Below are 20,394 nucleotides of genomic sequence, written 5' to 3' on the forward strand. Positions count from 1 at the left end.
CCCCGCCGCTGCCGCACCGGTGGCGAAGCCCGCCGCCCGGATTGCCCTGCGCACAGAAACCAACCGCCAGCAGCCGGAGGCGATTGCCATCGGCTCCTCGACCGGCGGTCCGCAGGCGCTGATGAAGGTGCTGGGCAATCTGCGCCGCGATCTGCCGCAGCCCATCTTCATCACCCAGCACATGCCGGCGACCTTTACGCCGATCCTGGCCGAGCATCTGTCGCGTGCCAGCGGCTGGGACTGCCGCGAGGGCAAGGATGGCGAGGTGGTGACACCGAACCGCATCTATCTGGCGCCCGGCAATTACCACATGGTGATCGAGGTGGAAGGCGGCCGGAAGATCATCCGCCTCAACCAGAACCCGCCAGAGAATTTCTGCCGCCCGTCGGTCGATCCGATGCTGCGCAGCCTGGCCAAGGCCTATGGCAGCCGCCTGCTGGTGCTGATGCTGACCGGCATGGGCAAGGACGGGCAGGCCGGGTCGGAAGTCGCTGTCCAGGCCGGTGGCACCGTCGCCGCGCAGGATGAGGAAACCAGTGTCGTCTGGGGCATGCCCGGCGCGGTCGCGACGGCCGGTCTGTGCAGCGCCGTGCTGCCGCTTGATCGGATGAGCGCGTATCTCTACGAGCGCGCGCTGAGGAGTGCAGCATGAAGCCCGACGATTTCTCGCTGCTCGCCACCCTGCTGAAGGACCAGTCCGGCCTCGTGCTGACGACGGACAAGGTCTATCTGCTGGAAAGCCGGCTGATGCCGGTCGCCCGCCAGTTCAGCATGAAGTCGCTGGAGGAGCTGGCCCAGGCAATCCGCCTGAAGAAGGACAGCCGCATCGTGCCGGCAGTCGTCGAGGCGATGACGACCAACGAATCGCTGTTCTTCCGCGACATGAAGCCGTTCGACCAGCTGAAGCGCCTGGTGCTGCCGAAGCTGATGGAAACCCGGCAGTCAACGAAGCGCATCCGGATCTGGAGCGCTGCCTGCTCCAGCGGCCAGGAGCCCTATTCCATCTCCATGATGCTGCGCGAGGAAAAGGCGACCTTCGGCGCGTGGAAGGTGGAGATGCTGGCCACCGACCTTGCCCAGAACATGATCGACCGGGCGAAGGAAGGTGTCTATTCCCAGTTCGAGGTGCAGCGCGGCCTGCCGATCACCATGCTGGTGAAGTATTTCAAGCAGGAAGGCGACAAGTGGCGCGTCGACCCGTCGCTGCGCGAGAACATCCAGTTCCGCACCTACAACCTGCTGCATGATCTGACGCCGCTCGGCCAGTTCGATGTGGTGTTCTGCCGCAACGTGCTGATCTATTTCGACCAGCCGACCAAGACCAAGGTGCTGGAGGCGATTGCCAAGCGCATGGCGCCGGATGGCGTGCTGTATCTGGGCGGTGCGGAGACGGTGCTGGGCATTTCCGACAAGTTCCAGCCGATCCCTGGCGAGCGTGGGCTGTATGGCCTGACGCAGGCCGTGTCGGGCGCGAAGCCCGCCACTCCGACGCTGAATGCGGCGGCCGGCGGACGCTAGGCAGCAAACGACAGGACAAAAGAAAAGGCGGCCCGGAAGGCCGCCTTTTTTGTTTCCGCTTGTATGGGCTTCAGGCCGTGGCGCTGGCTGGGGTTTTCGTCTTCTTGCCCTTGCCGGCCGCCGCGACATCCGAGTCGCTCTGGCCTTCCGGATCGCGCAGCACATATCCGCGTCCCCAGACCGTATCGATGTAATTGTCGCCGCCAAGGGCGACGGACAGCTTCTTGCGCAGCTTGCAGACGAACACGTCGATGATCTTCAGCTCCGGCTCGTCCATGCCGCCATAGAGGTGGTTGAGGAACATCTCCTTGGTCAGCGTCGTGCCCTTGCGCAGCGACAGCAGTTCCAGGATGCCGTATTCCTTGGTGGTCAGGTGGACGGGCTTGCCTTCCACCTCCACGGTGCGCGCATCCAGATCGACGACCATGCGGCCGGTCTTCATCACCGAATGGGCATGGCCCTTGGAGCGGCGCACGATGGCATTGATCCGGGCCACCAGCTCGCGCTTGTCGAAGGGCTTGGTGATGTAGTCGTCGGCGCCGAAGCCGAGACCCTTGATCTTGTTATCCATCTCGGTCAGGCCGGAGAGGATAAGGATCGGCGTCTCGACCTTCGCCTGGCGCAGCCGGCGCAGAACCTCATACCCATCCATGTCGGGCAGCATGAGATCGAGAATGATGATGTCGTAGTCGTAAAGCTTGCCGATCTCCAGCCCGTCCTCGCCGAGGTCGGTTACGTCCACGATGAAATTCGCCGATTGCAGCATCATCTCGACGCTGCGGGCCACGACCTGATCGTCCTCGACCAACAGTACGCGCATGGCACTCTCCTTCTCCCGTCGTCACGGTTTTCTTCCGCGACAATAAGGAAAGGTTAACATGAAAAATTGAAGGGAACGTTAACGAATTAACAAATTCGCCCCAACGTCGCCGCTGCGCTACAATAGGCGGCCGATCACGATGGGAGCTGGCAAGCCGATGGAATCGCCGCTGCGGCAATTGCGCGAAGAGCTGGAACGGGTGCCCTCATACACCATGTATGGCAGCGTCTCGGCGGTGCTGGGCATGATGGTCGAAGTGGCCGGCGCGCACCGGTCGCTGTCCATTGGTGACCGCTGCCGGCTGGTCACCCGCCAGGGCCGCCGCGTGCCGTGCGAGGTGGTGGGATTCCGGGCCGAACGCGCGCTGCTGATGCCGTTCGGCACGCTGGACGGTATCGGCATCGGCTGCAAGGCCGAGCTGGAAAATGCCGAGCCCATGGTTTACCCGCATGAGGGCTGGCTGGGCCGTGTGGTTAACGCGCTGGGCGAACCGGTGGACGGCAAGGGGCCGCTGCCGCAGGGCAAGATCGCGATCCCGCTGCGCAACCGCCCGCCCTCGCCGCATGCCCGCCAGCCGATTGGCGAGAAGATTGATCTCGGCGTGCGGGCGATCAACACCTTCCTGTCCACCTGCCGGGGCCAGCGCATGGGCATCTTTGCCGGCTCCGGCGTCGGCAAGTCGATCCTGATGTCGATGATGGCGCGCTTCACCCAGGCCGATGTGAATGTCATCGGGCTGGTCGGCGAGCGCGGCCGCGAGGTCGGCGAATTCCTGCACGAACAGCTGGGGGCGGAAGGGCTGGCCCGTTCCGTCGTGGTGGTGGCGACATCCGACGAATCGCCGCTGATGCGCCGGCAGGCGGCGCAGATCACCCTGTCGATCGCGGAATATTTCCGCGACACCGACCGCGACGTGCTGTGCATGATCGATTCGATCACCCGTTTCGCCATGGCGCAGCGCGAAATCGGGCTTTCCACCGGGGAGCCTCCGGCCTCCAAGGGCTATACGCCGACCGTCTTCGCCGAGCTGCCGCGCCTGCTGGAACGCGCCGGGCCAGGCGTGGACCGCGGCAGCATCACCGGCCTGTTCACCGTGCTGGTGGAAGGCGACGATCATAACGAGCCCATCGCCGACGCGGTGCGCGGCATCCTGGACGGGCATATCGTGCTGGAACGCCAGATCGCCGAGCGCGGCCGCTATCCCGCGATCAACATCCTGCGCAGCGTCTCGCGCGCGCTGCCCAACTGCAACTCGCCGGAGGAGAACAAGCTGCTGGGCCAGGCGCGGCGGCTGATGTCCACCTATGAGGATATGGCCGAGATGATCCGCCTCGGCGCCTACCGGCAGGGCACCGATCCGGCGGTGGACGAGGCCATCCGCTATCACGAGCCGCTGGAAACCTTCCTGCGCCAGGACCCCTATGAGCGTGCCGGCCTGTCCGAAGGCTATGACCGGCTGGCGACGATCCTGGAAGCGGTGGAGTGAGCTAGGCCATGAAGGCGCTTTCCACGCTGATCCGCCTGCACACGCATCAGCTAGACGATAAGCGCCGCGCGCTTGCCGAGGCGGAACGCCGGCTGGACAATGCCAGGGCGCAGCGTGCCGCCCTGGATGAGGAAATGGTGGCGGAGAAGGAAACGGCGGCCAAGGGCGGGGAGGGGGCCTATACCTATGGCGCCTACCTGCAGGCGGCCAAACGCCGGCGCGAAGCCATCGATGCCGGGATCGCGGTGCTGGAAAAGGCGGCCGGCGAGGCCCGCGACGCGGTGGCCGAGGCCTTCGCGGAGTTGAAGAAATACGAGATCACCAAGGTCAACCGCGAACGCCGCGAGATGGAGGAGGCCAATCGCCGCGAGCAGGAGCTGCTGGACGAGATGGGCCTCGCCATGCACCGCCGCAACAATGGCGAGGGCTAGGCCTGCGGTTAGGTCACTCCTTGCTCTATGCTGCGGCTAATTCTCCTCCCGGCGTTTCCTGCATTTTCTCCCCGTCATTCCCGGGCTTGTCCCGGGAATCCAGGTCTCAGCTTACTCGACCGACGATCCAGCAGATTGAGGCCTGGACCCCCGCAACAAGTGCGGGGGTGACGGTCTGAGGTAAGGGGAGAGTCGAGTGCGCCTTGCCGAGTTGTCCGCTCAGGCCGTCCCCGGCTTCGCCGCCGTCATATCCTCCACACCGGCCGGCAGGCCGCGGTCGAGATCGAAGCCTTCCTGCTGGCGCCGCCACATCGCGGCATAGATACCATCGCGGTCGATCAGTTCGCGGTGCGCACCGCGTTCCACGATCTCGCCGGCCTGCAGCACGATGATCTCGTCGGCATCGACCACGGTGGACAGGCGGTGCGCGATGACCAGCGTGGTGCGTCCCTTGGAGACCTCGCGCAGCGCGCCCTGGATTTCCCGCTCCGTATGGGTGTCGAGCGCGCTGGTCGCCTCGTCGAACAGCAGGATGGCCGGACGCTTCAGGATGGTGCGGGCAATCGCCACGCGCTGCTTCTCGCCGCCCGACAGTTTCAGCCCGCGCTCGCCGACCCGCGTGGTGTAGCCGTCCGGCAGGCCCAGCACGAAATCATGCACCTGGGCGAGGCGCGCCGCCTCCTCCACCTCCGCCGGTGTGGCGCCGGGGCGGCCATAGGCGATGTTGTAATAGATCGTGTCGTTGAACAGCACGGTGTCCTGCGGAACGATGCCGATGGCGGCGCGCAGGGAGGATTGCGTCAGCTCGCGCACATCCTGCCCGTCGATGCGGATGGAACCGCCATCCACATCGTAGAAGCGGAACAGCAGCCGTGAAATGGTGGACTTGCCCGCCCCGCTGGGGCCGACGATGGCAACGGTCTTGCCCGCCGGCACCTTGAAGCTGACATTCTTCAGGATCGGCCGGTCCGGGCGGTAGCCGAAGCCGACCTCGCGGAATTCCACGGTGGCGTTGGCGGTGACCAGATCGACGGAATCCGGCCGGTCCTTCACCTCGCGCTCGACGCCCAGCAGGCGGAACATCGCCTCCATGTCGATCAGCGACTGCTTCATCTCGCGATAGACGAAACCCAGGAAGTTCAGCGGCATGTAGAGCTGGATGAGATAGCCATTCACTAGCACGAAGTCGCCGACCGTCATGCTGCCATTCTTTACGCCGTAACCGGCCATCACCATGACCGCGACCAGGCCGATGGCGATGATCGCACCCTGACCGACATTCAGCAGCGACAGGGTGGTGCGGCTCTTCACCGCCGCGAATTCGTAGCGCCGCAGCGCATCGTCGAAGCGCCGCGCCTCATGCGCCTCATTGCCGAAATACTTCACCGTTTCGTAGTTCAGCAGGCTGTCGATGGCCTTGGTGTTGGCCTCCTGGTCGGTCTCGTTCATGGCGCGGCGGAACTTGATGCGCCATTCGGTGATCGACAGGGTGAAGGCGATATAGCCGGCGATGGTCGCGAAGGTGACCAGCGAGAACCAGAAATCGTACAGCACCCACAGGATGCCGCAGACCAGCAGGATTTCCAGGATCGTCGGCACGATGTTGAACAGCATGAAGTTCAAAAGGAACTCGATGCCTTTGGTGCCGCGCTCTATGACGCGCGACAGGCCGCCGGTCTGCCGGTCCAGATGGAAGCGCAGCGCCAGGTCGTGCAGGTGCTGGAAGGTCTTCAGCGCGACATTGCGGATGGCGCGCTGCGCCACCCTGGCAAACACGAAATCGCGTAACTCGTTGAAGCCGGAGGAGGCGACACGCACCAGGCCGTACAGGACCAGCAGGCCGACCGGCACGGCAATCGCCGCAAGGTCGGGATTGGTCAGCGCATCGACCGCCAGCTTATAGACATAGGGGATATAGACGGTGGCGATCTTGGCGATGACCAGGAACACGATGGCCACGATGACGCGCGCCCGCATGCCCGGCTCGTCCTTCGGCCAGAGATAGGGCGCAAGCGCGCGGATCGCCTTCGCGTCCGCCTTCAGGTCGGAACCGCTGCGCGCGGCGGATGCTGCCGCGCCATGGGCCTGGGTCATGTCGATTTCCGTTCGATGGGTTTTCTCCTAAGTGGGGCTTCGCGGCGGATTTGGATAGTGTTTTTTGCTCTGCGCGTCATGGTCGCTGCATGACGGATGCTAACTTGTCGTGACAGTAGAAGCCCCTCTCAAACCGTCATTCCCGGGCTTGTCCCGGGAATCCAGGCTTCGGCTCGCTTCGGCATCGATCCAGCAGGCTGAACCCTGGACCCCCGGTACAAGACCGGGGGTGACGATTGGAGTATGAGGCAACGCCTGCGCGTTAATCTTTCATGGCGGTCTGCCCCCGCCCTTTCCCTGCCGTGCCGGGCGTGGCACAAGGGCGCCATGACCGACAAGCCAGCCCCCCTGCTTTCCGCCGCCGAGACCGAGGAGCGCGCCAATGCGGCGGGCGCCCTGTTCATGCTGGCGTCGATCTTCGCCTTTTCGGTGATGGACGCGACTATCAAGTGGCTGGCCGTCACCTACCCGGTCATGCACATCGTGTTCTTCCGCAATTTCTTCGCCTTCATTCCCATCGCACTGATGCTGGCCGCCCGGAAGGACCGGCTGGCGGCGCTGCGCACGCGCAACTGGAAGGGCCATCTGATCCGCGCGGCGCTGGGGCTGACCTCGATGATCCTGTTCTTCAACGCCTTCGCGCTGATGCCGCTGGCTGAGGTGGTGGCCATCGCCTTCTCCGCGCCCTTGTTCATCACCGCCCTGTCGATGCCGCTGCTGGGCGAGCGGGTGGGGCCGCGCCGCTGGTCGGCGGTGGTGGTCGGCTTTATCGGCGTGCTTATCATCCTCCGGCCCGGTACGGAGCTGTTCCAGCCGGTTGCCTTCCTGCCGCTGATTGCAAGCCTGTTCCTGGCGCTGGCGATGCTGCAGGTCCGGCTACTGACACGCACGGAGACGAACATCGCCCTGATGACCTACATGACGACGGCCGGCGCGCTGGCGACGGCGCCCTTCCTGCTGTCCGGCTGGGTGCAGCCGACCGGGTTCGACTGGGGGTTGTTCGTTGGCATGGGGATCATCGGCGGTACGGCGCAATATCTGCTGACCCAGGCCTTCCGAAAGGCACCGGCCTCGCTGATCGCGCCGCTGGAATATTCCGGCATCCTGTGGGCCGGGTTGTTCGGCTACTGGCTGTTCGGCGAGCTGCCGGACCACTGGGTCTTCGTCGGCTCGGCCATCGTAATCACCAGCGGGCTTTATATCCTGCACCGCGAGACCCGGCTGGGCCGCTTGCGGCAGAAGCCGCAAAAAGGGTAATATTCCTGCCGAATACAGGGGTTGGGGGATCGCATGACAAAAATGCCGGTGCGGCTGTTCTCAGCGCCGTTGTTACTGGGCGGAGCGGTGCTGTTGGCGGGCCTGTCCCTTGGCGGGCCGGCGGAGGCCGTATGCATCCGCAACCAGCTGACCGAGCCGGTGCGCGCCACGCTGGCCGGGGCCTATGCCTGGGAAGCCAGAATCATGCCCGGCTATGAGCTGTGCACCGAACGCACGCTGGATGCCGCCAGCGTCGAACGCGCCAAGGGCACGCGGCTCGCCATGTCCATCGTTTCCGACGTGACCGCTGGCCGGCGCTATTGCGACGGCTCGGTGAAGCACGCCGCCCTTGTGATGCTGTATGTGGAGCGCGATGGCCGTACCATGCGCTGCGATGCCTATTGAGGCGATTACCCACTCAATTTGAAAAAGAGTATGTCGCGCCCGGTACTGTTTCGCCGGGCGTTTTGATTTCATAGTGCCGCCAGTTTTGAGGGATGCGTATCGGGGGCCGTTTTGGGGGCCGGAATTGTCACCACCACAGTATGGGGTGCATTCCGGCCATTCCGGCTGGCCGCTGGTTGCGGCCGACGGAACCGATAAGATCAACTTGGAAATATCTTCGCGGAGGAGCCGGCAATGTCGGAAAAGACGATAGAGTCGGGACGGGGCTGGCAGATGCCGCTGTTCGCCATCCTGCTGTGCGGCAGCCTGATCGTTGCGCTGTCCTTCGGGGTGCGCTCCGCCTTCGGCCTGTTCATGGTGCCGATCTCCGGCGAACTTGGCTGGGGGCGCGAGATTTTCGCCCTGTCGATTGCCTTGCAGAACCTGCTCTGGGGTCTGGGGCAGCCCTTCGCCGGCGCGCTGGCCGACCGGTTCGGCCCGATGAAGGTGGTGATCGGCGGCGGTCTGCTCTACAGCGCCGGCGTCCTCATCATGTCGGTCTCGACCACGCCGATGCTGTTCCACCTCTCGACCGGCGTGCTGGTCGGCTTCGGCCTGTCCGGCACCGGTTTCTCCATCGTGCTGGCCGCTGTCGGCAAGGTGGTGGCGCCGGAGAAGCGCTCCTGGGCGCTGGGTATCGTCACAGCGGCCGGCTCCTTCGGCCAGTTCGCCATGGTGCCGCTGGGCCAGGCCTTCTTGTCCGCCTATGGCTGGCAGACCACGGTGCTGATCCTCGGCATCAGCTCGCTGGCCATGCTCCCGCTGGCTGGCGCCTTCTGGGGTATCGGCCAGCGTGGCGGACTCTCGGCCGGGCCGGCCAGCACCCAGAGCCTGGGCGAGGCGCTGCGCGAGGCCAGCCGGCATCGCGGCTTCCTGCTGCTGACCGCCGGCTTCTTCGTCTGCGGCTTCCATGTCGCCTTCATCGCCGCGCACCTGCCGTCCTTCGTCATCGACCGGGGGCTGGATCCGCGGATCGGCGCCTGGGCGCTGGGCCTGGTCGGGCTGTTCAACGTCATCGGCTCCTACACGTCGGGCGTGCTGGGCGGCAAGTACAGCAAGAAGTACCTGCTGAGCATGCTCTATGTGACGCGCTCCGCCGTCATCGTGCTGTTCATTTCCTTCCCGATGACCGAGACCACGGTGCTGATCTTCGCCGCCGCGATGGGCCTCTTGTGGCTGTCCACTGTGCCGCTGACCTCCGGCATCGTGGCGCAGGTGTTCGGGCCGAAATACATGTCGATGCTGACCGGTATCGTGTTCTTGAGCCACCAGATCGGCAGCTTCCTGGGCGTGTGGGGCGGCGGCTATCTGTATGACACCACCGGTTCCTATAATGTCGTCTGGTATTGCTCGATCGCGCTGGGCATCTTCGCTGGCCTCGTGCACTGGCCGATCGACGAACGCCCGCTGGACCGGCTGTCGCCCGCCAAGGCGTAAGAAACGCTACGCCTCGATCTCGCTGTGCACCTCGATGATCTCGTTGTGCTCGACGAAGGGCAGGGGCGGAAAATGCGGCGTCGCCTGGAAACTGACCTGGCCCTTCAGGCCGACCCGCTCGGCGGTTTCCTCGAACAGCCGGACGATCTCTGCCTTGATGTCGCGCGGCAGGGCGCGGTGAGTGCGCACGATCAGGTCCAGCCGCTCCGTGCGGGCCAGTCCGTCGAGCTGCAATGCGCCCAGCTTGCTGAGGTCGAGGTCGATGAGGAAACGGTGGCCTGAGCCACCCTCCGCGCCGCCGTCGCCTTCTTCCGTGGGATCGCGCATGAACAGCCGGATCTGCTGCAGATCGCGCCCGTCGAACAACGGGATGTAGAAGCCGCGCCATTCATTGCCGGCGGCATCAGTGCCGGTACGCGTCATCTGCCCCATATCGTCGCTGAGGCGCGACAGCAGCGGGCTGCGCCCGTCGCGCCCACCCAGCGCGCGGGCGGTCTGATCGCCCATCCAGCTCCGCACATCGCCGCCGCGCAACGCCGCCATGAAGAACAGCAGGGCGCCGGCCAGCTGCGGGCTGGGCTGCGGGATCGCCGTTTGAAGCAGGGTCTGCGCCAGGGCGGGATTGGTCTGCGACAGCTGGACGAAGGCCTCGTTCAGGGCCGGCCAGGCCCGGCCGAGGCTTGCCGGTTGCCCGCCTGCCGCCGCCGTCCCGGTGGCGTTGCCCGGTGGCAGGCCAAGGGCCGCGCGGGCGGTGGCTTCCGCATTCCCGAGGGCGCTGGGCGACAGGCCCAGCGTGACGCCGGTTCCGGTTGGCAGGCCCTGCGCGCCCGGAATGGTGACAAGGCCGAAGCTGGTCTGCAGCAGCGGCTGGCCCGCCGCCGTGCTGCCGACGACCGTGGCAGTGATCGTCGCGCCGCCGGTCGGCAACGGCTGCAGGCCGGGGGGCTGTGCCGCTGGCGCCTGACCCGCTGTCGCCTGACCAGCCTGTGTTACTTGCCCCGCTGCCGCACCCTGTACTGCGCCCTGTGCCGTTGGCCCCTGTGGGGAGGACTGCGGTGCCGCTTGTGCCGGTTGCTGGATGGCATTCACCGTGACGGCGATGGTGCTGCCGGCCGGCAAGGCCTGCAGGATCTGGGCGGCGGGTGCGCCAGCGGGCAGCGCCGTGAGGCTGGCGCTTGTCGCGGGCGCGGTCAGGGAGGGGGGCAGTGCTGGCGTCTGGACCGGCTGACCCGCCGGGGGCGGTGTCGGGCCGGCTGCGGCGGGCGCGCCTGCTGACTGAGCCGCGGCTTGTGGCGTTGCGGCTGGCGCTGCTGGTGCCGCTGCTGTTGGCGCCGAAGGCGCGGTGCCGCCGGCCTGAGTGGGTAGCGGCGCGGATGCCGGCGGCGTTGCAGGAGTTGGCGCGGATGCCGGTGTCGGCGTGCCAATTGCGGGTGTGCCAGTCGTGGGAATGGTGGTGTTCGCGGGCGTCGTTGCTGGCGTGGCCGATGATGGTGCTGGAGGTGTCCCCGCAGCAGCTTGCGCTCCCTGCGGCGATGCGGCCTGTGGTGGTGTTGCCTGTGCCGGCGCGGCCTGCGTTGGCGTGGTCGGGGGGGCTCCCGGAATCGTCTGCCCCTGCGCTTGGCCCTGGGCCTGGCCAGTCAAGGTCTGCACCAGCAGGGCCTGGACCGTCTGCCCGGCCTGCAAGGGCTGCGGTGGCTGGATGCTGGCCGCAATGACGGGGGAGGAGGCGACGGAAACCGCCGGCTGCTGGGCTGCCGGCTGGGAAGTTCCCTGTTGGGGAGCGGGTGTGGCCGTTCCGGTCTGCGGCGTTCCGGCCGGGCTGGCGGGTTGCGTGGGGGTGCCACCCGGTACCTGCCCCGCACCCTGCGCCGGTACGGAAGGTGTTTGTGCAGCCGGCTGCTGGCCTACCTGTTGGCCCGCTTGCTGTGCAGGAGGCTGGGCAGGCTGCGCTGGCTGTTGCGGCAGTGGTTGCTGCGTTGGTTGCTGGGTGGGTGCTGCCCTCCGGTCGACCGAGAGGATCACCACCTGCTGGCTGTCGCCGACGGCGCGGACTTCCATGGTTAGGGCCGTGCCGGGCCGGAAATTGGCTGCCGTTCGCAGCGCCACGGCCCCCTGCTCGGTGCGGACGATGAGATTGCCTTGGCGGTCGCGGCCTTCCACCGTGCCCTTGACGACAGTGCCCGGATCGGCCGCCTTCAGCGATTCCGGCGCATTGACCAGCGTGCCGACGGTCGCCGCCGGCGCCGTACCGGCGACTCCGACGGGTGATGTCGGCGGGACGAAGCTCATTGCGGCTCCAGCAGGCTTTCCAGCAGCTTCTCGACGTCGCGGGCGGCGTCGCTGTTTGGCGAGCGCAGCAGGATCGATGTCTGGTTGCGGATGGCGTCGGCGACCTTGCGGTCGCGCCGGATGATGCCGGCCAGCGGCGGCGAGGCCTTCAGGAAGCTCTGGCAGGCCTTCAGCAGCGTCTGATAGGTGCGCTGCCCCTCGCCGACCGAATCCACCATGTTCACGATGATGCGGACATCCGCGTTCGGGTCGCCCTGCAGGGTCAGCTTGATGAAGGCATAGGCGTCGGTCAGCGCCGTCGGGTCGGCGGTGGTCACCACCAGCGTCGTGCCGGCCCAGCTGGCCAGCGTGCGCACCGTGCGGTCGATGCCGGCACCCAGATCCAGCACCACCCGGTCATAGCCAAGCGCAAGCTGCTGCAGCTCCTCGCCCAGATGGGTGAGGCGCGGGACGGGCAGGGCGGCAAGGCTGCCGGAGCCGGAGCGGCCGGCGATCACCGAGAAGGAGGCTTCCGGATGCGGGGTGATGGTCTGGCTCAACGTCACCTTGCCTTCGATGAAGGCGCCGAGATCGCGCTTCGCCATCAGCCCGAGCTGGACATCGATGTTGGCCAGCCCGAGGTCGCCGTCGAACAGCAGCACACTTTCGCCGCTGAGGGCCAGCGCATGGCTCAGCGTCACCGACAGCCAGGTCTTGCCGACCCCACCCTTGCCGGAGGCGATGGCGATCATGTTCTGCGTCTTGCCCAGGGCGCGGGGCAGGCGAACCGGGTCGGAAACGGGAGGTATGGCGTTGCTCATGCGAAGACCCTGTCACCAAATGCCGGGGTACTGATCCCCCTTTCCTGAGAAAGCAACAAACGTGCCAGCGAAACCGGGTTGAGAGGCGCCAGCCCCTCGGCCACGCGCGGCGAGGTGCTGACATGGGAAAAGCGGAACTGGCCGATTTCCGCGGCCACCAGCATGAATCCAAGACGGCGCGCGAGATCAAGCCGCGTGGCGATCAGGCGGCTGGTGCCCAGCGTCTTGAACATCTCGGCAATTTCTGCCGCCTCATGCACATCGCCGCCACCGGGCAGCACCAGCATGGGATCGGCCTCGGCCGCGTCGATCAGGTTCTTCAACTCCTTGAGTTCGGCCGGGTCGAACGGATTGATGCCGGCGCTGTCGATGAGCTGCAGATATTTCCCGCGTTCCGCGCAGTACCGTTTCAGGTCGCCCGGATTGTCCGCGGTCTGCAGCTTCAGTTTAAGAACGGACGTCAGCGCGGAAAGTTGCTCCACACCGCCGGCCTTCACCGTATCGGTGGTAATGACCCGTACCGTCCGGCGTGCCATCACGCAGCGCGTGGCCAGCTTGGCAACGGTCAGGGTCTTGCCTGCACCCGGCGGGCCGATCAGCATGATCGGGCGGCGGAAATCATTCTCCGGCATGGGGGCAAAGCGGAACTGGCTGTCCAGCGCGCCGGCCAGCGCCAGCGCCGGATCGTCGGTGTTGAGGCCCGAGGCCGCGCGCAGCAGCCGGTCGGCCAGCCGCCCCGGCACGCTGTGCTGTTCCATCGCCTCCGAGAGAATATCGCCGAGGTCGGCCACTTCCGGGCTGTGATGATGGTGGTCGTCCAGCGGGTCCAGGTCTTCCACGATGTCGAGCGCGGCGGTGACGCGCACGCCGCCTTCCTCGCCCTTCTGGGTGGAAACGATGATGGCATCCTCGCCGAGTTCGTCGCGGATGATCCGCATCGCCTCGGCCATCGACGGAGCCTTGAAAGTCTTAAGACGCATGCTTCGTCCTGGCCCTCCGGTGCGTCGGTCGCCCGTCCCCGATCATGTCCATGGTCACGCCATCCGGGATAGCGTGAGGGGCGACCTGACGCGCCAATCTCATATCTGTCCCAGGGTCTTGATCTTGGCCTTGGGGTGAATCTCGCTCTGCGACAATACCACGGTCGCCGGTCGGAACCGTTCGATTATCGACCGCACATAAGGCCGAATGGCCGGGCTGGTCAACAGTACCGGCGCCTCGCCCAGTGCTGCCAGCTGCTCGAAGGTCTGGCGGATCGCGCCGATGAACTGCTGCAGCTGGCTGGGCGGCATGGAGAGCTGCTTGTCGTCGCCCTGGCCGACAATCGACTCCGCGAAGGCCTGCTCCCAGTCCGGCGACAGGGTGACGATCGGGATATGGCCTTCCTCGTTGACATACTGCTCGCTGATCTGCCGGGCGAGGCGGGAGCGCACATGCTCGGTGATCATGGTGATGTTGCGGGTGTAGGTGCTGGCCTCCGAAACGCCTTCCAGGATCGTCGGCAGGTCGCGGATCGAAATCCGCTCCGACAGCAGGTTCTGCAGCAGGCGCTGCAGCCCGCCGACCGAGATATGCGTCGGCACGATGTCGCCGATCAGCTTCTGATGCTGGCCCGACAGCTCGTCCAGCAGCTTCTGGGTCTCGGTGTAGGACAGCAGGTCCGCCATGTTGTCGCGCACGATCTCGGTCAGGTGCGTGGTGATGACGGTCGGCGGATCGACAACGGTATAGCCGCGGAACATCGCCTCCTCGCGGTGGCTCGGATTGATCCACATGGCCGGCAGACCGAAGGTCGGCTCGCGCGTGTTCTCGCCCGGCAGGTCGATCTTCTGGCCGCGCGGGTCCATCACCAGCAGCATGTTGGGGCGGATATCGCCGCGCCCGGATTCGATCTCCTTCACCCGGATCATGTAGGTGTTGGGCGGCAGCTGCAGATTATCCTGAATGCGCACGGAGGGCATGATGAAGCCCATCTCGCTGGCCAGCTGCCGGCGCAACGCCTTGATCTGCTCCGTCAGGCGCTGGCCATCGGTGCTGTTGATCAGCGGTAGCAGACCGTAGCCCAGCTCCAGGCGGATCAGGTCGATATGCAGCGCCGTGGAGATCGGCTCCTCGGCGACCGGCATCTCCGCCGTCTCGGTGGCGACGGCCTCGGCCTTGCGCAGCGTCTCGGCCTTCTTCTGCCTGGTCAGCAGATAGGCGGCACCGCCGGTGATTGCGGCCAGCAGCGCGAAGGGCAGGAAGGGCAGGCCGGGCAGCACGCCCAGCACCAGCATCAGGAAGGCAGACAGGCCGAGTGCCGTCGGATAGCCGCCCAGCTGCTTCATCAGCTGCTTGTCGGCAGTGCCCGGCGTCCCCGACTTGGAGACCAGCATGCCGGCGGCGGTGGAGACGATCAGCGCCGGAATCTGGCTGACCAGCCCGTCGCCGACGGTCAGCAGCGTATAGGTCTGCGCCGCCGCGCTGAAGCTCATGCCCTGCTGCGCCACACCGATGATCATGCCGCCGATGACATTGATGAAGGTGATCAGCAGGCCGGCGATGGCGTCGCCGCGCACGAATTTCGAGGCACCGTCCATGGCGCCGAAGAAGCCGCTTTCCTCCTCCAGCTCCTTGCGGCGGGTGCGCGCCTCATCCTCGTTGATGAGGCCGGAGGAAAGGTCGGCGTCGATCGCCATCTGCTTGCCGGGCATGGCGTCCAAGCTGAAGCGCGCGCCGACTTCGGCGATACGGCCAGCACCCTTGGTGATGACGATGAAGTTCACGATCACCAGGATGCCGAACACGATGACGCCGATGACGAAATTGCCGCTCATCATGAAGGAGCCGAAGGCGGCGATGACGTCGCCCGCCGCTGTTGGCCCGGTATGGCCTTCGGCAAGGATCAGGCGGGTGGAGGCCAGGTTCAGCGCCAGCCGCAGCATGGTGGCGATCAGCAGCACCGTGGGGAAGGCGTTGAAGTCCAGCGGCCGGTGAATGAACATCACCGTCATCAGGATCAGGACCGAGAAGGTGATCGACAACGCCAGCGCGATGTCGAGCAGCCAGGTCGGCATGGGCAGGATCAGCACCGACAGGATGCCGATCATGCCAAGCGCAACGGCGATATCCGGGCGGTTTACAATGCCGCCATAGCGGCCGAGCAGCGCCTGTATGCCGCCGCCGGAGCCTCCGCCCGAATCCTGTTGCGAGGTGTCAGCCATGCCTCAGCCCGTCATCCAGTGGCGGTGCGGCGTCATGCGGTTTCCGCTTCTCCGGGCATCGGCACGGGGACGCCCTCCTCGGTATATTGCCGCAGCTTGTTGCGCAGGGTGCGGATCGAGATGCCCAGGATGTTGGCCGCATGGGTGCGGTTGCCCAGGCAGTGCTTCAGCGTGTCGATGATCAGGTCGCGTTCGACATCGGCGACGGTGCGGCCGACCAGCTTGCCGAGCCCGAGCGCTTCCACCGTGGAGCGGGTGTCATCGTCGCCATCATCCGTCGCGGCCTGGAAGGAAGGCACCTCGGCGACGGGGGCCGTCCCCGGCTGTTCGCCGGTCAGCATGATCGCCTCCGGCCCGATCTCGGTGCCGCTGGCCAGCAGCACGGCGCGGTGCAGGGTATTTTCCAGTTCGCGCACATTGCCCTTCCAGTGATGGCCCTGCAGCCGCGCAATGGCCTTGGCCGACAGCGGGCGAATGTCGATGCCGTTGGCCTCCGAATATTTCTTCACGAAATGCTCGGCCAGAACGTGGATGTCCTGCGGTCGCTTGCGCAGGGGCGGCAAGGCCAGGTTGAAGACGTTCAGGCGGAAATAGAGGTCTTCGCGGAAATTACCGTTCTTCACCTCCTCCTCCAGATTGCGGTTGGAGGTGGCGATCAGCCGGACATTCACCTTGACCGGTGTGGTGCCGCCGACGCGGTCGATCTCGCGTTCCTGAATGACGCGCAGCAGCTTGGCCTGCAGGCGCGGGTCCATCTCGCTGATCTCGTCCAGCAGCAAGGTGCCGCCATTGGCTTCCTCGAACTTGCCGATGCGGCGCGCGACGGCGCCGGTGAAGGCACCCTTCTCATGGCCGAACAGTTCGGATTCCAGCAGGTTCTCCGGGATGGCAGCGCAGTTCAGCGCGACGAATTTCTGGTCGGCCCGGCGGCTCTTGCTGTGCAGGTAGCGGGCCATCACCTCCTTGCCGGTGCCGCTCTCGCCGGTGATCAGTACGGAGGCGTCGGACGGGGCGATCTGTTCGGCCAGCTTGATGACCTGCGCCATCGCCACATCCTTGAAGATGACAGCGTTGGATTCCTCGGCGACGGCCTCCAGCACGGCGGCGATCAGGGCAGCGTCCGGCGGCAGCGGCACATATTCCTTGGCGCCGGCCTTGATCGCCCTCACGGCGGTATCGGCATCGGTGCCGATGCCGCAGGCAACCACGGGAATCGTGATGCGTTCCGTCTTCAGGCTCTCCATGAAGCGGGCAATCGGCAGCCTGACATCGATCATCACCAGGTCAGCGCCCTGGCCGGCGCGCAGCGCCTGCAGCCCCTTGTCGATGGTATCGGCGTGGCTGACCTTGGCACCGCGGGTCAGCGCGATCTGGCTTGCGGCCGTCAGATGCCCTTCAAGGGCGCCGAGAATGAGCAAACGCATACCTAACTCTCCATTGACCCCGGTTGCCCCCGGAAGGGCCTGGGATGTCTTCGTTCAGTCGAACAAATCGATGCGCTGCGCGGGCGGCAGCACGGTATTGATCTGCATTTCCGTCCGGCGCGGATGTTCCTGCCGGGCGATGGAGGCGGCGCCGATCAGATAGATTTGCGAGACCATCTGATCCTCGCCCATGTTGCGCTCCAGCTTGGAGGCCAGCGGCGCGAACACCATGTAGGCCAGCACCGCGCCATAGAAGGTGGTCAGCAAGGCGACAGCCATGGCCGGTCCGATGGAGGACGGATCGCTGAGCCTGCCCAGCATCTGCACCAGGCCAACCAGCGTGCCGATGAGGCCCATGGCCGGTGCGACTTCCGCCGCCTTGCGCAGCATGCCGGCGGTCTGGGTCTGGCGCATCGCGGTGGCCGCCATCTCCTGGCGCATGATGCGCTCCACCTCATCGGCCGGGGAGCCATCGACGACCATCTGCACCGCCTTGTGCAGGAAGGGTTCGCGCTGCATCTCCGACAGCCCGCTCTCCAGCGCCAGCACGCCCTTGGCGCGGGCGATCTCCGACAGGTGCAACATCCAGACTGCGGCCGATTGCGCGTTACGCGCCGGGCGCAGCAGCACATTGCCGATCACCTCATGCGCGCGCAGCGCATCACGCAGCGAATAGCACACCAGCGTTACGGCGAAGGTGCCGCCAAGCACGATCAGCACCGACGGGATATCGAGAAAGGCGGCGGATGAACCGCTGATGCTCATCGCCGCGAAGATCATCCCGAAGCCGCCGACCAGACCCAGGATGGTCGCGAAATCGACGACCATGCGCGATCCGGGCGGCACCAGATCGGCCCGGTTCGTCGCCATCCTGATACCGGCAGCGGGCGCAGCCCTTCCGGCGGCGGCTTCCGTCTTGCTGGAAACATCCGACATGCACGAAAATCCTTACGTCAGATGCGGATCAGCTCGACCGGTCGGACTTGATGATTTCCGTCATGGTCACGCCCAGCCGTTCATCGACAATGACCACTTCGCCGCGTGCGACGAGCCGGTTGTTCACATAGATGTCGATGGCTTCGCCGACCTTGCGGTCCAGTTCGACCACCGCGCCGCGGCCCAGCTTCAGCAGCTGGCTGACCTGCATGGTGGCCTTGCCCAGCACCGCGGAGACCTGGACGGGAATGTCATAGACCGCCTCCAGGTCGCGGGCGGAACGCTGGATATCGTCGTCCTGACTGCCGCCATCATCGTCGGCGAAGGGCTGCTCCTGACCTTCCAGTTCGGAGAGTTCGAGATCGTCGTCGTCAGCCATGTCTGTCTCCCTGGCTATGCGGCTTTAGGGGCTATTCGGCCTTGGGCCGGGCGTTTCGGGGGATGGCTCGTCGCCGGTCGGGGCCGGCATCTCCTCAGCCATCTCTTCGGGTATTTCAGTTTCGGGCGGTGGCGCAAGGTCGCGCGGCGCGCGTCCCAGCGTGCGCTCCATCGCGGCGCTCATGCGCCGCCAGATGTCCCGCTGCAGCCGTTCCGCACCGCCTTCGGACCATTCCAGCCGGCAGTCGCCTTCCGAAAGCTCGGCATCCGGGCGGACCGTGATCTGGCCCTCGAAGGCATTGTCGGCGGCGATTTCTGTCATCCTTGTCTGCACCTGTTCGGCCAGATCGGGATGGACGCGCACGATGATGCGCGGCTCGTCGCGCAGGGAGCCGAACACCTCGGCGATCATCGCCTCGATCTCCGCCATGCCGCCGCTTTTTGCCAGGGTGGGCGACAGCTGGCGGACCATCGTATAGGCCAGCTCGGTCAGGTCGGCGGACAGCGCATCCAGCGCCGCCCGATGCGCAGTCTGCAACTGCCGGAAGCGGTCGCCGACACTCTGCCAGCTGTCGGCAAGCCGCTGCTCGACGCCGGTCATCGCCTCGGCGCGCCCCTGTTCGACGCCGCGCTGGAAGCTGTCAGTGGCGACCTGATCAAGCTCCTCCTGGCTGTAGCTCGGCGGCGGCGGTTCGGCGGCTGCCTCGGCAGCTTCCTGTTCCGCCTTCTGCTGGGCCGCGCGCTCGGCCTCACGCCGGCGCTTCAGCTCCGCCGGGTCGATGTCGAAGTCGCGTTCGAACAGGAAGGGTTTCATGCCGTGTGCTGTGCTTCCAGGCCGTTAGTAGATCAGCTGATCGTCGCCGCCGGACTCGGCGATGACGATTTCGCCACGGTTGGCGAGGTCCTTCGCCAGCTGCACCATGTAGGTCTGTGCCTCCTCGACCTCCTTCAGGCGCACCGGGCCCATGCCCGCCATGTCCTCGCGCATCAGCTTGGCGGCGCGTTCCGACATGTTGGAGAAGAACAGGTCGCGCAGATCCTCGGTGGAGCCCTTCAGGGCAAGGCCCAGCTTGTCCTTCTCCGCCGTGCGCAGCAGCGTCTGCACGCCGCCCGGATCGAGCCTGGCCAGATCCTCGAAGGTGAACATCAGTGACTTGATCTTCTCGGCCGCGTCGCGGTTGCGCTCTTCCAGCGCCGTGACGAAGCGCGTCTCGGTGGCGCGGTCCAGGCTGTTGAAGATTTCCGCCATCATCTCGTGCGGATCGCGGCGGTTGGACCGTGCGAGGTTGCTCATGAACTCGGTGCGCAGCACGCGCTCGACGTCATTCAGAATGTCCTTCTGCACCGATTCCATGCGCAGCATGCGCATCACCACTTCCATGGCGAAGTTTTCCGGCAGCAGCGCCAGCACCTTGGCGGCGTGCGCCGGGTTGATCTTCGACATGACCACGGCGACGGTCTGCGGATATTCGTTCTTCAGATAGTTCGCCAGCACCAGCTCGTTCACATTGCCGAGCTTGTCCCACATGGTGCGGCCGGCCGGGCCGCGGATTTCCTCCATGATGTCGCCGACCCGGTCGGGGTCGAGGACCTTGGAGAGCAGGCGTTCCGTCGAATCGAAGCTGCCGACCAGCGAGCCGGTGGAGGAAATCTGCTCGGCGAACTCGACGAACAGCCGCTCCACGATGTTGGAGCTGACGGTGCCGAGATTGGCCATGACCTGGGAGACTTCCTTGATCTCCTCGTCCTCCATCAGGGCGAAGATCTTGGCGGCATGCTCCTCGCCCAGGCTCATCAGCAGGATCGCTGCCTTCTCGGGGCCGCCCAGCGAGCGGTAGTCTTCTCTTACGCGCATCGTCTCATTCTCCCGGCCGCGG

The 20,394-nt window shown here is 65.7% G+C and carries 18 protein-coding genes; 7 read left to right on the plus strand and 11 right to left on the minus strand.

The annotated features are described in order from the left end of the window. Window positions 1-652 (plus strand): CheB methylesterase domain-containing protein (locus P24_RS15435; RefSeq protein WP_008945673.1); only part of this gene is annotated, 652 nt, incomplete at its 5' end. After that, a complete protein-coding gene (locus tag P24_RS15440) occupies window positions 649-1,518 on the plus strand; it encodes a CheR family methyltransferase (RefSeq protein WP_008945674.1) in 870 nt (289 codons plus the stop codon). The genes P24_RS15435 and P24_RS15440, both read left to right, overlap by 4 nt. Before the next feature lie 70 nt (window positions 1,519-1,588). Here the strand turns inward: P24_RS15440 and ctrA are convergent, their stop codons facing one another. After that, window positions 1,589-2,338 (minus strand): response regulator transcription factor CtrA, encoded by a 750-nt coding sequence (gene ctrA / locus P24_RS15445; protein WP_008945675.1) that lies wholly within the window; start codon window positions 2,336-2,338, stop codon window positions 1,589-1,591. Between the two features lie 157 nt (window positions 2,339-2,495). On the opposite strand from ctrA, the gene fliI reads away from it, so the two are divergent. Next, a complete protein-coding gene (gene fliI, locus P24_RS15450) occupies window positions 2,496-3,824 on the plus strand; it encodes a flagellar protein export ATPase FliI (protein ID WP_008945676.1) in 1,329 nt (442 codons plus the stop codon). Window positions 3,825-3,832: 8 nt separating this feature from the next. Beyond that, window positions 3,833-4,255 (plus strand): flagellar FliJ family protein, encoded by a 423-nt coding sequence (locus P24_RS15455; protein ID WP_008945677.1) that lies wholly within the window; start codon window positions 3,833-3,835, stop codon window positions 4,253-4,255. 219 nt (window positions 4,256-4,474) lie between these two features. Here the strand turns inward: P24_RS15455 and P24_RS15460 are convergent, their stop codons facing one another. Further along, the gene (locus P24_RS15460; protein ID WP_008945678.1) at window positions 4,475-6,349 is read right to left on the minus strand and encodes an ABCB family ABC transporter ATP-binding protein/permease; all 1,875 of its coding nucleotides are present in this window, start codon (window positions 6,347-6,349) and stop codon (window positions 4,475-4,477) included. Window positions 6,350-6,676: 327 nt separating this feature from the next. Here P24_RS15460 and P24_RS15465 point away from each other — a divergent pair, with 327 nt between their 5' ends. From P24_RS15465 to P24_RS15475, 3 genes are all read left to right on the plus strand, one after another. Beyond that, the gene (locus P24_RS15465) at window positions 6,677-7,606 is read left to right on the plus strand and encodes a DMT family transporter (RefSeq protein WP_008945679.1); all 930 of its coding nucleotides are present in this window, start codon (window positions 6,677-6,679) and stop codon (window positions 7,604-7,606) included. 33 nt (window positions 7,607-7,639) lie between these two features. Further along, window positions 7,640-8,011 carry a hypothetical protein gene (locus P24_RS15470; RefSeq protein WP_147430975.1) on the plus strand — a complete coding sequence of 124 codons (372 nt, stop codon included), beginning with the start codon at window positions 7,640-7,642 and terminating at the stop codon, window positions 8,009-8,011. A gap of 234 nt (window positions 8,012-8,245) precedes the next feature. After that, a complete protein-coding gene (locus P24_RS15475; protein ID WP_008945681.1) occupies window positions 8,246-9,487 on the plus strand; it encodes an MFS transporter in 1,242 nt (413 codons plus the stop codon). Window positions 9,488-9,493: 6 nt separating this feature from the next. Here the strand turns inward: P24_RS15475 and P24_RS20160 are convergent, their stop codons facing one another. From P24_RS20160 to fliG, 9 genes are all read right to left on the minus strand, one after another. After that, on the minus strand, window positions 9,494-11,776 hold the full coding sequence (locus P24_RS20160) for a hypothetical protein (protein ID WP_156816337.1): 2,283 nt from the start codon (window positions 11,774-11,776) through the stop codon (window positions 9,494-9,496). Beyond that, complete coding sequence (locus P24_RS15490; protein ID WP_008945683.1) at window positions 11,773-12,576, minus strand: MinD/ParA family protein; 804 nt, start codon at window positions 12,574-12,576, stop codon at window positions 11,773-11,775. Before P24_RS15490 ends, P24_RS20160 begins: the two co-directional genes overlap by 4 nt. Next, window positions 12,573-13,526, minus strand: a complete 954-nt coding sequence (locus P24_RS15495) for a flagellar biosynthesis protein FlhF (protein ID WP_008945684.1) — start codon at window positions 13,524-13,526, stop codon at window positions 12,573-12,575. The genes P24_RS15490 and P24_RS15495 overlap by 4 nt, the downstream gene beginning before the upstream one ends. A gap of 129 nt (window positions 13,527-13,655) precedes the next feature. Further along, window positions 13,656-15,779 carry a flagellar biosynthesis protein FlhA gene (gene flhA / locus P24_RS15500; RefSeq protein ID WP_008945685.1) on the minus strand — a complete coding sequence of 708 codons (2,124 nt, stop codon included), beginning with the start codon at window positions 15,777-15,779 and terminating at the stop codon, window positions 13,656-13,658. Window positions 15,780-15,811: 32 nt separating this feature from the next. Next, window positions 15,812-17,203 carry a sigma-54-dependent transcriptional regulator FlbD gene (gene flbD, locus P24_RS15505; protein WP_008945686.1) on the minus strand — a complete coding sequence of 464 codons (1,392 nt, stop codon included), beginning with the start codon at window positions 17,201-17,203 and terminating at the stop codon, window positions 15,812-15,814. Between the two features lie 54 nt (window positions 17,204-17,257). After that, window positions 17,258-18,139: a motility protein A gene (locus P24_RS15510; protein ID WP_008945687.1), complete on the minus strand. Its 882-nt coding sequence runs from the start codon at window positions 18,137-18,139 to the stop codon at window positions 17,258-17,260. Between the two features lie 28 nt (window positions 18,140-18,167). Next, window positions 18,168-18,518, minus strand: a complete 351-nt coding sequence (gene fliN, locus P24_RS15515) for a flagellar motor switch protein FliN (protein WP_008945688.1) — start codon at window positions 18,516-18,518, stop codon at window positions 18,168-18,170. Window positions 18,519-18,542: 24 nt separating this feature from the next. Then, on the minus strand, window positions 18,543-19,331 hold the full coding sequence (locus tag P24_RS19420) for a FliH/SctL family protein (protein WP_008945689.1): 789 nt from the start codon (window positions 19,329-19,331) through the stop codon (window positions 18,543-18,545). A gap of 24 nt (window positions 19,332-19,355) precedes the next feature. After that, window positions 19,356-20,372, minus strand: coding sequence for a flagellar motor switch protein FliG (gene fliG, locus P24_RS15525; protein WP_008945690.1), 1,017 nt, complete (start codon window positions 20,370-20,372; stop codon window positions 19,356-19,358). Between the last annotated feature and the right edge of the window lie 22 nt (window positions 20,373-20,394).

The organism is Oceanibaculum indicum P24, from assembly GCF_000299935.1.
In the GTDB taxonomy this organism is placed as follows: Bacteria; Pseudomonadota; Alphaproteobacteria; order Oceanibaculales; family Oceanibaculaceae; genus Oceanibaculum; species Oceanibaculum indicum.